This window comes from Longispora sp. NPDC051575, assembly GCF_040681875.1.
Lineage (GTDB): Bacteria > Actinomycetota > Actinomycetes > Mycobacteriales > Micromonosporaceae > Longispora.
In genome coordinates this window covers 207,621-220,093 of the sequence record NZ_JBFAZP010000004.1, presented here as the reverse complement: position 1 = coordinate 220,093, position 12,473 = coordinate 207,621, and the positions used below count along the sequence as shown (strand labels likewise).

The following is a 12,473-nucleotide window of genomic DNA, read 5'->3' as shown; positions in this document are numbered from 1 at the left end:
GCGCGGCCGGTCCGGTCGACGATCCCGTCGTCCTCGTCCTCGTCCCGGGCACGTGTCCCGGAACGGCTGGTCAGCGGCTCGTGTCCGGGCGGTAGACGGTGAGGTCGCCGTAGGCCGGCAGTACCCCCGAAAGGTCGCCGGGTCTGTCCCGCAGGACGGAGTCCAGGAAGGCGAGGGTGGCCCCCGCCGTCACGCGCAGGCCTCCGGTGCGGCCCAGGGAGCCGACGATCGAGGGCACGGGCGGCAGGTACAGCGGACCGTCCATGAAGGTGAGGTGCGCGGCGCCGGGGACGGTGAGCCGGTAGCTCGTCGCGGTGCCGGACCTGAGCGCCTCGGCGAGCCGGGGCAGGTAGCGCGGATCGGTGTCCGCCGTGACGGCCTGGGTGAGCGCGAGCGTCGGCTGGTCGAGGGCCGGTGACGCGGGACCGTGCGGGTAGCCGTCCAGGTCGACGACGGCGTCGAACCGGCGGTCCTGCCGGGCCGCCTGCAACGCGGCGGCCCCACCCATGGAGTGGCCGGTCACCGCGACCCGCCCGATGTCGAGGCGCCCGCCCAACGGGGCGCTCCCCTCCCGGTCCAGACCGTCCAGCCGGGTCAGGACGAAGCTGAGGTCGGCGGCCCGGATCGCCGTCCAGCCGGCCGCCAGCTCGTCGTCCCTGGCCGGGTCGCCGGTGGACGCGAGTCGGGTGGTGACCGTCCGGCCGTCGGCGAGGACCACGGCGGCGGAGTCGTACGGGTGGTCGAGCGCGGCGACCACGTAGCCGTGGCTGGCCAGCTCCTCCGCCCACGCCGTGTTCTGGGTGCGCACCCCGCCCGACCCGGGCGAGAACAGCACCACCGGGAACCGCTCGCCGCCGGGCTGCACCGGGGCGTCGACGACCGCCCGGGTGCGGGCGAGCGGAACCCCGTCGACCAGGAACCCCGGCAGGCCGGCCGAGCGGGCGAGCGCGTCGGAGACGGTGCGCGCCTCCTGCTCCGTGCGCCCGAGGTACCGGGCCCGCCGCACGTGCCCGGGGCCCGGCCGCGCGGGGTACCAGAGCTGGACCACGACGGTACGCCGGTCGTCCGGATCGGTGGTGAAGGTCTCGGGGCGCGCCGGGTCGGTCCACTGCTCCACCCGGGTGCCGACCGCGAAACCGCCGGACGGTGCGGGGAACACGGGCACGGGAAGGGCCCACGCGGCCACCGGGCCCGTGGCGATCAGGCCCACGCAGGCCACCGTCGCCGGCAACGCCAGCCACCAGCGGGCCCGCCACGCCGGCCGGCCGGTGCGGCGCCGCAGCAGCGGAGCGACGGTGAACGGGGACGCGAGGGCGGCGCCGGCCAGTACGGGCAGCAGTTGCCAGCGCAGCCCCGTCACGGCCAGCGGGACCACGGACAGCACGAGGACCGCCCCCGCCGCGATCGTGACGCGGGGGCGGGCGGCCGGGGGAGTCCAGCGCGCCGTCACCAGGGCGACGGCACCCAGCAGGGCGAGGATTTCCAGGGGGGACATCGGCAGTCCAGGGATGGTGTCGGTCACCCGTCCATCCTCGGCGCGGGGTACGGGCCGCCGCATCGGTCCGGGGTCGCCCCAGGGTTCGACCGTGGTCGCCTTCCGTGCCGGGTGCCGTGCGACCGGAGCGGCAGTCGGGCACGCCGGATCTGCGGCCGCACTGCGACCGGGGGAGGTGGTGGGGCTCCACCTGAGGTCGTACCCCGGCACGGAGCCGTCCGACGGTGGACCCATGCGCCGCCCGCCACCCGGCGCCTACCGTGGTATCCGCCGGGTGGCGGGGATCCGGCGGGGCCACCATGATGCTGAACGGACAAGGACGTGCGATGAGCGAGGCGGTCGCGGATCCGGCGGGGTCGAGGCACCCCGACCGGGCGGCGCGACTGGCGGCGATCGCCCGCCGCTGGGGCTCCCGGCCGCCGCCCATGGCATGGGACGCGCTGCTGCCGACGCTGCTCCTCGTCGACGCCGTGACCGCGCGCGCCCCACACGAGCCGCCGCTGACCGTGGCCCTCACCGCGGCCCTCGCGCTGCCCCTGTTGTGGCGGCGCCGGTTCCCGCTCACCGTGTTCGGCCTCGTGGCGGCAGCGGCCTTCGTCCAGTGGCTGGCCGACGTCCAGCTGCCGGCGGACATCGCCGTGCTGGTGGCCCTCTACACGGTGGCCGCGCGCGTGGGCCGGCGCGGCACGCTCCTGGCCTGCGCCGTCGTGGAGGCGGGGGTCCTGCTGGCCTGCCTGCGCTGGGCGGGCGAGGGCGCGTTCCCGACCCTCTTCGTCGCGGTCACCGCGATGGTCGTCGCCGCCGCCGTCCTCGGCGTGAACGCGCGGACCACCCGCGCCTACCTCGCGGCCGTGCGGGAACGGGCCGCCCGCCGGGAACGGGAACAGGACCAGGAGGCCCGGCTCGCCGTGGCCGGGGAGCGGGCCCGGATCACCCGGGAGATGCACGACATCGTCACCCACAACCTGTCCGTCATGGTCGCGCTCACCGACGCCGCCGTCTACGCGCAGCACCGGTCGCCCGGGCGGGCCACCGCCGCGATGCTCCAGGTCTCGGAGACGGGCCGGCAGGCCCTGACCGACATGCGGCGCTCGCTGGGCGTCCTGCGGACCGACGAGCCGGACGCGGACCGCCACCCGCCGCCCGGCATCGCGCAACTGGGGACCCTCGCCGACCAGATGCGCGCCGCCGGGCTGCCGACCAGCCTCGACGTCCGAGGCGGACACGCCCACCTGCCGGCCACCGCGCAACTCACCGTCTACCGCCTGGTCCAGGAGGCCCTGACCAACACCCTCAGACACACGCCGACGGGTACGCGCGCGCGGGTCCGGATCCGGTGCTCGACCGCGAGCGTCACCGTGGACGTCACCGACAACGGGCCCCGGTCGGCGGCGGCCGGCCCGCCGTCCGGCCACGGCATCCCCGGCATGCGCGAACGCTCGGCCGGCTACGGGGGGACCCTGCTGGCCGGACCGCTGCCGGGCGGCGGCTGGGGGGTCAGTACCCGTCTGGTGCTCGACGGGGGTGGGGGCGCGTGACGATCCGCGTCCTGATCGTCGACGACGAGGCGCTGCTCCGGATGGCCTTCGGCACGGTCCTGGAGACCCAGCCCGACATGGCGCCGGTCGGCGAGGCGGCGGACGGCGACGAGGCCGTGCACCGCGCCCGGGAACTGCGCCCCGACGTCGTCCTGATGGACGTCCGGATGCCCGGCACCGACGGGATCGAGGCGACCCGGCGGGTCCTCGAGGTCTCCCCACGGAGCAGGGTGCTGATCCTCACGACCTTCGACCTCGACGAGTACGCCTTCGCCGGGCTCGGCGCCGGAGCCTCGGGCTTCCTGCTGAAGAACACCCGGCCCGAGGAGTTCCTCACCGCGATCCGCGCCGTGCACGCGGGGGACGCCGTGGTCTCGCCACGGATCACCCGACGCCTGCTGGAGAGCCTCCGCCCGTACCCTCCCGACGGCGGCACCGACCACGGCGAACGGCTGGGCCGGCTCAGCGCCCGTGAACGCGAGGTGCTCGTCCAGGTGGGTCGTGGCCTGTCGAACAGCGAGATCGCGGCCGAGCTGTTCCTCGCGGAGGCCACCGTGAAGGCCCACCTGGGGCGCGTCCTGCACAAACTCGACCTGCGCGACCGGACCCAGGCCGTCGTCTTCGCGTACGACAGCCGCCTCGTCCACCCGGCGTGACGCCACCGGCCGCCGGAACCCAGGTCTAGAAGACCGCCGCGCACAGGAGGGCCAGGAGCGGGGCCGTGCCCTGCATGACCGCCGCGCGCGCCATCCGCCGGTCCGTCACCAGCAGCACCAGGGCCGCGCCCAGCATGCACGCCACCGAGAACAGCGCGATCGCCGCGCCGGCCGTCGCCCGGTCGGCCACGTGCACCGCGACCACCCCGCCGAGCGCGCCCAGCGCCAGGAACAGGTTGTAGAAGCCCTGGTTGAGGGCCCACGGCCGGACGGACGCCACCTCGTCGGCGCGGACGAAGAACCGGCCGTGCACCTTCGGCTGGCGGAACAGCACGCTCTCCATCGCGAAGATGAGCACGTGCAGGAGGCCGGCGACGACCACGAGGACCTGAGCGGCGATGTTCATGGTGGTCAGTATCTACGCCGGCACGCCCCATGGTCCGGGGACCGGCGGAACCGGGGTTGTCGGAGGGGGCTGTTAGGGTCCTGGCACCTCGACCCGACCGCCGTGGAGACCGCATGACCATCAACGAGCATCTCCGTGTCTTCGCCGGCCTGCCCGTGGCCGCGTTCGACCCGCACGCCGCGCCGCCCGCCGACCCGGCCGCGCGCGCCTGGCGGGTCGACACCGACTACGACGGCGGCGACGCCCTGTTCGCGCTGCGCCTCGACGCCCTGCTCGCCGCCGACTGGGCCGGGCGGGTCGAGGCCCTGGTCATCGGCCAGTGGACCGACAACGCCTACGACTGCTCCGCCCCGATCGGCCAGCTCGTCGCGGCGGCCGACCGGCTCACGGGCCTGCGCGCCCTGTTCCTCGGCGACCAGGTCATGGAGGAGTCGGAGATCTCCTGGATCCAGCAGGGCGACATCACGCCCCTCCTGGAGGCGTACCCGGCACTGGAGGTCCTCGGCGTGCGCGGCGGCGAGAACCTCGAACTCAAGCCCGTCCGGCACGACCGGCTCCGCGAACTCACCATCGAGTGCGGCGGCCTGCCCGCCTCCGTGGTCCGCGCCCTCGGCGAGTCCGAGCTCCCCGCGCTCGCCCGCCTCGAACTGTGGCTCGGCACGGAGGAGTACGGCGGCGACGCCACCGTGGACGACGTCGCCCCCCTGCTCACCGGCACCCGGCTGCCCGCGCTGCGCCACCTCGGCCTGCGCAACGCCGAGATCGTCGACCACGTCGCCGCCGCCCTCGCCGGTGCCGGCGTCGTCGCCCAGCTGGAGTCACTGGACCTGTCGATGGGCATCCTCACCGACACGGGCGCCTCCGCCCTGCTCGCCGGCCAGCCGCTGACCCACCTGACGGTCCTGGACCTGCACCACCACTACCTCAGCGCGGCCGTCACCGACCGGATCACGGCCGAGCTGGTCGCGGCCGGGGTGGAGGTGGACCTGTCCGACGCGGGCGACCCCGACGACGTGGACGAGCGCTATATCGAGGTCTCGGAGTGACGACCCGGGCCGGCGCCCGCCGGGTTGCGGCGTGTCCGTCCGCTCGCCGGGGCCCGGCGTGACCGTCCGGCGCGGCCGACGCTCCTCGGGTCCTGGCGTGGCCGTCCGGTGCGGCCGCCGCCCGCCGGGTGCTGGAGTGACTGTCCCGTGCGGCTGACCATCGTCGGCAACCCGGACAACCGGCGGGTGACCCTGTTCTCGGCGGCGGTCGTCGCGGCCGGGTCGCTCGCGCCCGAGGTGCTGCCGTGGCGGGTCGTCGCCGCCGGGGAGCCGTTCGCGTTCGCCTCCGGGGCGCTGGTGCGGATCGAGTCGCCCGGGGAGGACGCCGAGGTCCGGCGGCTGTTCACGGGCGGCGTCGCCGGACACGGGGAGATCGTGGGCGGCCGGGCCTGGTATCTGGGGCTGTGCCGGGCACTGGGGCGGCTGCGGGCGGCGGCGGACCTCGCCGGGGCGACGCTGCTCGGCGACCCGGCCGAGATCGCCGTCCTCTTCGACAAGGCCGCCTGCCACGCCCGCCTGACCGCCGCCGGCATCCCGGTGCCCCCGGCCCTGCCCACGACCGGCCGGGTACTGGCCCGGCCCGCCGCGTCCGCCCCCAGGCGCGACGCGCGGCCGGGTACCGCAACGCCCGGGAGCGGGTGGGAGGAGCTGCGGGACGCGCTGGACGCGGTCGGCTGGTCGCGGGTGTTCGTCAAGCCCCGGCACGGGTCCTCGGCGTCCGGCGTGCTCGCCCTGCGCCGCGCCCCGGGCCGGACCTGGGCCACCACCTCGGTGGAACTCGTCCGCGACGGCGACCGGGTGCGCCTGTTCAACTCGCTCCGGGTCCGCACCTACCGCGACGAGCGCGACGTCGCCGCCATCGTGGACCACCTCGCCCCGGACGGCCTGCACGTCGAACGCTGGTTCCCCAAGGCGGGCCTCGACGGCCGCACCATCGACCTGCGCGTCCTCGTCCTGGCCGGCCGACCGGGCCACGTGGTCGTGCGCGCCAGCCACTCCCCGATGACGAATCTGCACCTCGGCGGCACCCGGGGCGACCTCGACGCCCTCCGTCGCGCCGCCGGCCCGGACGCGTACGCGGCGGCGATGGCCACCTGCGCGCGGGTCGCGGCCCAGTTCCCCGGCAGCCCGCACGTCGGCGTGGACCTGATGTTCGCCCCGGGCTGGACCCGGCACGCGGTCGCGGAGGTCAACGCGTTCGGCGACCTGCTGCCGGGCCTGCTCGTCGACGGCCGCGACCCCTACGAGACCCAGGTCGCGGCCCTCCGCACCCGCGCCGGCAGGCTCGGGACGGAGTCGGTGGCCTCCGGAGCACCCACCAGCGCGGGCACGCCCGGGGTCGAGGCCGCGGCCCTCCTCCCGGGCGCCGGCACCGACGCGACCAGCGCGGACGTCTCCTCGGGACGGGAGAGCATCCGATGACCGTGCACGGCGGGCGACGCCGCGCGTACCCGTCACATGGTCCTGTCTTTTCCGGAGGGCACCCGTGACCGTCTCCGCACCGGTGGACATGAACGCCGTCGTCGGTACCCATGACCTGTTGTTCGTCACCCTGGACACCCTGCGCCACGACGTGGCCGCCGAGCTCGCCGCCGCCGGCCGCACCCCCACCCTGTCCCGGGTCCTCCCCGGCGGCCGGTGGGAGCCCCGGCACTCCCCGGCCAGCTTCACCTACGCCGCCCACCACGCCTTCTTCGCCGGCTTCCTGCCGACCCCGACCGGCCCGGGCCCGCACCCGCGCCTGTTCGCGGCGGCGTTCCCCGGCAGCGAGTCGACCACCGACGGCACCTGGGTGTTCGACGCCCCGGACCTGGTCACGGGCCTGTCCCGCGCCGGGTACCACACGGTGTGCCTCGGCGGGGTCGGCTTCTTCAACCGGCGGTCGGCCCTCGGCAGCGTCCTGCCGGACCTGTTCGCCGAGGACCACTGGCGCCCCGAGTTCGGCGTCACGTCCCCGGACCCGCTGACCGCGCAGCTCGACGAACTGGAACGCGTCGTCGCCGACACCGCGCCGGGGCGACCGCTGTTCACCTTCCTCAACGTGGCCGCGATGCACCAGCCCAACCGGCACCACCTGCCCGGCGCGCTGGAGGACACCCGCGACAGCCACGCGGCGGCCCTGGCCTATGTGGACGGACACCTGGCCCGACTGTTCGCGCTGGCCACCCGGCGCGGCCGGCCCTGCCTGGCGATCCTGTGCTCCGACCACGGCACGGCGTACGGGGAGGACGGCCACCACGGGCACCGGCTCGGCCACGAGATCGTGTGGACCGTGCCGTACGCGCATTTCACGCTCCGACCGGGGGACTGGTGACGACCTTGCTCGACGGCTCGCCCTACCAGGGCTACCTCTACGCGTACCCGCACAAGACGGCGTACCGGCCCCTGCGGCCCCGCCCGGCGCTCGGCGACGTCTGGGCGGCCGAGGACCGCGCCGCGCTGTTCCTGTACCTGCACATCCCGTTCTGCGAAATGCGGTGCGGCTTCTGCAACCTGTTCACCCGGACCCGGCCGCCCGCCGAGCAGGTGTCGGCGTACCTGGCCCAGCTGCGCACCCAGGCGGCCGTCGTGTCCCGCGAACTCGGCGACGCGACGTTCGCCCGGGCCGCGGTCGGCGGCGGCACCCCGACCTACCTGACGGCCGCCGAGCTCACGGACCTGTTCTCGATCCTCACCGACGTGCTCGGCGTGGACCTGGCCGGCGCCGAACTGTCCGTGGAGACCTCCCCGGCGACGGCCACCCCCGACCGGCTCGCCGTGCTGGCCGCCCACCACACCCGCCGGGTCAGCATCGGCGTGCAGAGCTTCCTCGACGCCGAGGCGCACGCCGCCGGCCGGCCGCAGAAACGCGCGGAGGTCGACCGGGCGCTGGGCGCGATCCGGGAGGCGGCCCTGCCCGTCCTCAACCTGGACCTGATCTACGGCATCCCCGGCCAGACGGCCCGGACCTGGGACGAGTCGCTGCGCACGGCCCTGACCTGGCACCCGGAGGAGATCTACCTCTATCCGCTGTACGTGCGTCCGCTGACGGGTCTCGGCCGGCGCGCCGGAGACCTGCTCGTCGGGCCTGGCCGCCGGGCCGACGATCCGACCCGGGTTGGTGACCCGGGCCTGGCCACCGGTCCGGGCCTGACCAACGATCCGGGTGTCGCAACGGGCCGCGCCGGCGAATCCGACTTCGACCCGGCCTGGGACGCCGCCCGCCTGGCCCTCTACCGCCAGGGCCGCGACACCCTGCGCGCCGCCGGCTACCGGCAACTGTCCATGCGCCAGTTCCGCCGCGCCGACGTGCCCGACCCGCAGGGCGCCGACTACTGCTGCCAGGACGACGGCATGGTCGGGCTGGGCTGCGGCGCCCGCTCGTACACCCGGGACCTGCACTATTCCTTCGACTACGCCGTCGGGGTCGGCGAGGTGCGCGCCATCATCGACGACTACGTGAGCCGGCCGGCCGGGGACTTCCGGCACGCCGAGTTCGGCTTCACCCTCGACGGCACCGAACAGCGCCGCCGCTGGCTGCTCAAGTCGCTGCTCCGCGCGGAGGGCGTCGACCCGGCCGGATACGCCGCCCGGTTCGGCACCACCGTCGCCCACGACTTCCCGCAGCTCACGGCCCTGTCCGACCGCGACTGGCTCACCACGGCCCCGGCACAGCCCACGTCTGTCGCAGGCCTCGCCGCGCCCGGCACAGGCACCCGGGCCCCGGCACAGCCCACGTCTGTCGCAGACCCCGCCGCGCCCGGCACGGTCCCCCTCGCCCCGGCCCTGCCACAGCCCACGTCCGCCGCGCCCGGCGCGGGCCCCGGCCGGCCTGCCCTCACCGCCCCGGACCGGCTCGTCCTCACCGACGAGGGCCTCGCGCACGGCGACCTGATCGGCCCGTGGCTGGTCTCCGGCGAGGTCCGCGCCGCGATGGCGGGACACACCCCCCGATGAACCTCTCCCTCCTGTACCGGGGCCCCCTGTCCAGCTGCAACTACGACTGCCCGTACTGCCCCTTCGCCAAGCGCCGCGACAGCACCGCCCAGCTCCGCGAGGACCGCGCGGCCCTGGCCCGGTTCGTGGCCTGGGCGACCGCCAACCCGCACGGCGACCGGCTGTCCGTCCTGTTCACCCCGTGGGGGGAGGGCCTGACCCGCTCCTGGTACTGGGCCGCGCTCGTCACCCTGTCCCACCTCCCGCACGTGGACCGGGTGGCGATCCAGACCAACCTCGCCGGCCGGCTGACCTGGCTCGCCGACGCCGACCCGGCGACCCTGGCGCTGTGGGCGACGTACCACCCGGGCCAGGTGACCCGCGACCGCTTCCTCCGCGCGTGCGCCACGGCCGCGTCGCACGGCATCCGGCTGTCCGTCGGCATGGTCGGCCTCCCGGAGCACCTGGCCGAGGCCCGGGCGCTCCGGGAGGCCCTGCCCCCGGAGACCTACCTCTGGATCAACGCCGCCGACGGGTACTCCTACGACGCGCCCGCCGAGGCCGACTGGACACAGATCGACCCCCTCTTCGGGTACAGCGTCCGGCCGCACGCCTCCGCCGGCCACGAGTGCCGGGCCGGGGAGACCGCGCTGTCGGTGATCGGCGACGGCACGGTCCGGCGCTGCCATTTCGTACAGACCCCGCTGGGCAACCTCTACGACGGTTCCTACCGCCGCGCGCTCGGCCCCCGGGCCTGCCCGAAGACCGAGTGCGACTGCCACATCGGGTACGTGCACCTCAAGCGCCTCGACCTGCACCAGATCTTCGCGGGCGGCGTCCTGGAACGCATCCCGGCCGCCTGGCCCGCCCCGACGGCCCCGCCCCACCCGGCCACCTGGGGCGTCCCGCTCCGCCCGGCCACCGGAGACGCCCCGACAGGCCGCCCGGTCACCGGAGACGCCGCGACGGCCCGCCCTGCCACCCGGGGCACCCCGACCCCCGTCCGGATCTCGGCCCGCCCGGTCACCTAGGCCGCGCGGGACCGTCAGGTCTGGGCCAGCGGCGCGTACTCCTCCTCGGTGAGCCCGAACGTCCACGCCACCCCGGCCCGCGCCGTCCGGGTCCCCGGCGGCACCCGCAGGAAGTAGGTCCGCCGGGTGCCGTCCGGCTCCGGGGTCGCGTTGAGCACCTCCACCATGACGAGCGGCTCGTCGCGGGCGAGGTCGACCCGCCACAGGGTCCCGTACCCGTCGGAATGGGCCTTCGTGGCCCCGGACTCGGCCAGGTACCGGTCGAAGCCGAAGTGTTCGAGCATCACCCGGCGCACCTCGGCGTTGTCCTCCGCGCGGATCCGGGCCACGGTCAGCCGGGGCAGTTCGTCGGCGACCTCGGGCGGGATCGGCATGCCGCGCCAGGCGTGCAGCCCGTAGCCGTCCGGATAGGACAGTGCCGGGCCGTCGCCCCGGTGCAGTCGGCCGACGTTGTCGCGGTGCACGGCGGTCGGCCGCTCGGTGAGCACGGCGACGTTCTCGTAGGCCCACCACCAGCCGGCCGAGCGGGCCACCCCGGCCAGGCCGGCGAGCGCCGGGGACGCGGGGAACGCGCCGAGCCAGGCCGCGTCGTGCTGGCCGTGCACCACGTCGAGCAGCGCCGCCCGCGCGGCCACGTGCACGGGGTGGGTGTTCACCGCGAACTGGGCGTCGAGCCTGGTCCGCAGGGGTGTGACCAGCTGTTCCATCACCTGCTGCCAGGGTCGGCGGGCGGCGGCGGCCCAGTGCCGGGCGAACCCGGCCGGCCCGAGGTCCCGCATGAGCTCGGCCCGGGCCCGCGCCCACGGCCGGGTCCGGACCAGGGGGCGCACCGACCTGCCCAGCGGGACGTCCACGCAGAACTGGGCCCGCAACTCCGCCAGCGCCGCCGCCCCGGGCCCGGCGAACCGCGCGGTCCGGGGCTCGGCGAGCAGCGCCACGGCCAGGGCCCCGGCCTCGGGGGAGTCCAGCCACACGATCCGCGAGGGGGCCTTCAACCCCGCCAGGGTGTACGCCTTGCGCACCGCCGTCTCGGCCGACCTCCGCCGGGCGGGCGCGCAGGACAGCCCCGCCTCCGTCCAGTCCTCGGCCGCGCCGGCCAGGGTCACGTCGTCCACCGGTGCCCCCTAGTCCGCGACCGGACGGACCGCGCCCGGCACGTACTCGCGCTGGTGGAGCACCCGGTACGCCCCCGGGGAGAGCGCGATCGGGCCGTGCTCCTCGTGGCCGAGCCGGCCGTAGCCCTCGATCAGGAGGTAGAACCGCCCCGGCTCGTCGGCGGGGCACAGCATCGACACCCGCTCGCCGGTGACGACGTGCGCGTGCCCGGTGGCCTCGCCCCGGGCCAGCACCATCCGGTTGCGGTGGTCGCGCGGGGCGGCCACCAGGTTCTGCGGCAGCTCCGCCGCGTCGATCGGCACGACGAGCACATCGCCTTGTCGGTACACCCTGGGTCTCCCTGTCCTGGCAGTTGCCCGAACCGTAGCGGGACCCCCCGACAGTTCTCAGCGCCCGAAGTACTCCTCCAGCACCAGGGCCACGCCGTCGTCGGCGTTGCTGGCGGTGTGCCGCTCCACCTCGGACAGTACGGTGGGGTGCGCGTTGGCCATCGCGTACGCCGTCCCGGCCCAGCGCAGCACCGACAGGTCGTTGGGCATGTCCCCGAACGCGAGCACCTCGCCGGGGGCCACGCCCCACCCGGCGCACAGCTCGGCCAGGGTGGCCGCCTTCGACACCCCGGCTGCGCTGATCTCCAGGACGCCGGGCGCGCCGGAGTGCGTGCACGCGATCCCGGGCACCGCGCGCAGCAGCTCCAGCGCCGGGTCGACCCCGGTGTCCGGGGCCCAGACCAGCAGCTTCACGGCGGACTCGGCCTCGGCCCACAGCCGCGCGACCGAGTCCACCGGGATCCGGGACGGGTCGAGGGTGCCGTGGTGGCCGTACGCCGGTTCGCAGAGCACCCGCCAGCCGGTCTCCACCGCGAACCCGGCCCCGGGCAGCGCCGCCGCGACGGCCAGGGCGGCCCGCTCGGCGACGTCGAGGGGCAGCGGGTGCAGGATCCGGGCGGTACCCGCGTCGAGGTCCTGCACGATCGCGCCGTTGCTGCACACCGCCAGCCCGGCCAGCCCGGTCGCGGCCACCAGCAGGTCCACGGACCGGGGCGGCCGGGCGGTGACGGCGACCACCCGGGCCCCGGCGGCGCGGGCCCGGTCGAGCGCGGCCCGGGTGCGGGCGGACACGGACTTGTCGGGGCGCAGCACGGTGCCGTCGAGGTCCACGGCGACGACGCGGGGAGGGGTCACGGGGGCAGTCAACCAGAACCGGCGACCGGCCCGCGCCCCGGAGCGGCCGGCCCACACGGCGAGCAGGGAGCGCCCGGCCCACACCG

The 12,473-nt window shown here is 75.9% G+C and carries 12 protein-coding genes; 7 read left to right on the top strand and 5 right to left on the bottom strand.

Annotated elements, in window-relative coordinates:
- Window positions 1-70 precede the first annotated feature (70 nt).
- Entirely contained in the window at window positions 71-1,522 is a 1,452-nt protein-coding gene (locus AB0M43_RS12010) for a dienelactone hydrolase family protein (RefSeq protein WP_363723703.1), read from the bottom strand.
- 299 nt (window positions 1,523-1,821) lie between these two features.
- Between AB0M43_RS12010 and AB0M43_RS12005 the strand changes: the two genes are divergently transcribed.
- Together AB0M43_RS12005 and AB0M43_RS12000 are read left to right on the top strand one after the other, a co-directional pair.
- Window positions 1,822-3,033, top strand: a complete 1,212-nt coding sequence (locus tag AB0M43_RS12005; RefSeq protein ID WP_363723701.1) for a histidine kinase — start codon at window positions 1,822-1,824, stop codon at window positions 3,031-3,033.
- The gene (locus AB0M43_RS12000) at window positions 3,030-3,689 is read left to right on the top strand and encodes a response regulator transcription factor (RefSeq protein WP_363723699.1); all 660 of its coding nucleotides are present in this window, start codon (window positions 3,030-3,032) and stop codon (window positions 3,687-3,689) included. Before AB0M43_RS12005 ends, AB0M43_RS12000 begins: the two co-directional genes overlap by 4 nt.
- Window positions 3,690-3,714: 25 nt before the next feature.
- On the opposite strand, the gene AB0M43_RS11995 is transcribed toward AB0M43_RS12000, so the two are convergent.
- The gene (locus tag AB0M43_RS11995) at window positions 3,715-4,095 is read right to left on the bottom strand and encodes a DUF1304 domain-containing protein (protein WP_363723697.1); all 381 of its coding nucleotides are present in this window, start codon (window positions 4,093-4,095) and stop codon (window positions 3,715-3,717) included.
- Between the two features lie 113 nt (window positions 4,096-4,208).
- On the opposite strand from AB0M43_RS11995, the gene AB0M43_RS11990 reads away from it, so the two are divergent.
- The 5 genes from AB0M43_RS11990 (at window position 4,209) to AB0M43_RS11970 (ending at window position 10,087) form a co-directional block, all read left to right on the top strand.
- Entirely contained in the window at window positions 4,209-5,141 is a 933-nt protein-coding gene (locus tag AB0M43_RS11990; RefSeq protein WP_363723695.1) for an STM4015 family protein, read from the top strand.
- 147 nt (window positions 5,142-5,288) lie between these two features.
- Window positions 5,289-6,563, top strand: a complete 1,275-nt coding sequence (locus AB0M43_RS11985) for an STM4014 family protein (RefSeq protein WP_363723693.1) — start codon at window positions 5,289-5,291, stop codon at window positions 6,561-6,563.
- 64 nt (window positions 6,564-6,627) lie between these two features.
- Window positions 6,628-7,455 carry an STM4013/SEN3800 family hydrolase gene (locus AB0M43_RS11980; protein ID WP_363723691.1) on the top strand — a complete coding sequence of 276 codons (828 nt, stop codon included), beginning with the start codon at window positions 6,628-6,630 and terminating at the stop codon, window positions 7,453-7,455.
- Complete coding sequence (locus AB0M43_RS11975; protein WP_363723689.1) at window positions 7,452-9,077, top strand: radical SAM protein; 1,626 nt, start codon at window positions 7,452-7,454, stop codon at window positions 9,075-9,077. The genes AB0M43_RS11980 and AB0M43_RS11975 overlap by 4 nt, the downstream gene beginning before the upstream one ends.
- Window positions 9,074-10,087 (top strand): STM4011 family radical SAM protein, encoded by a 1,014-nt coding sequence (locus AB0M43_RS11970; RefSeq protein ID WP_363723687.1) that lies wholly within the window; start codon window positions 9,074-9,076, stop codon window positions 10,085-10,087. Before AB0M43_RS11975 ends, AB0M43_RS11970 begins: the two co-directional genes overlap by 4 nt.
- Before the next feature lie 14 nt (window positions 10,088-10,101).
- Here AB0M43_RS11970 and AB0M43_RS11965 read toward each other — a convergent pair whose 3' ends face one another.
- From AB0M43_RS11965 to AB0M43_RS11955, 3 genes are read right to left on the bottom strand one after another with little or no spacing between them, the layout of a single operon-like run.
- The gene (locus AB0M43_RS11965) at window positions 10,102-11,202 is read right to left on the bottom strand and encodes a DUF6745 domain-containing protein (RefSeq protein ID WP_363723685.1); all 1,101 of its coding nucleotides are present in this window, start codon (window positions 11,200-11,202) and stop codon (window positions 10,102-10,104) included.
- 9 nt (window positions 11,203-11,211) lie between these two features.
- Window positions 11,212-11,532 carry a hypothetical protein gene (locus AB0M43_RS11960; RefSeq protein ID WP_363723683.1) on the bottom strand — a complete coding sequence of 107 codons (321 nt, stop codon included), beginning with the start codon at window positions 11,530-11,532 and terminating at the stop codon, window positions 11,212-11,214.
- A gap of 57 nt (window positions 11,533-11,589) precedes the next feature.
- Window positions 11,590-12,387 (bottom strand): HAD family hydrolase, encoded by a 798-nt coding sequence (locus tag AB0M43_RS11955; RefSeq protein WP_363723681.1) that lies wholly within the window; start codon window positions 12,385-12,387, stop codon window positions 11,590-11,592.
- Window positions 12,388-12,473: the final 86 nt, after the last annotated feature.

What these genes read in the sequence shown, in the direction of transcription:
- AB0M43_RS12005 (WP_363723701.1), top strand. Translation starts at nt 1,822, where the DNA reads ATGAGCGAGGCGGTCGCGGATCCGGCGGGGTCGAGGCACCCCGACCGG.
- AB0M43_RS11995 (WP_363723697.1), bottom strand. Translation starts at nt 4,095, where the DNA reads ATGAACATCGCCGCTCAGGTCCTCGTGGTCGTCGCCGGCCTCCTGCAC.
- AB0M43_RS11990 (WP_363723695.1), top strand. Translation starts at nt 4,209, where the DNA reads ATGACCATCAACGAGCATCTCCGTGTCTTCGCCGGCCTGCCCGTGGCC.
- AB0M43_RS11970 (WP_363723687.1), top strand. Translation starts at nt 9,074, where the DNA reads ATGAACCTCTCCCTCCTGTACCGGGGCCCCCTGTCCAGCTGCAACTAC.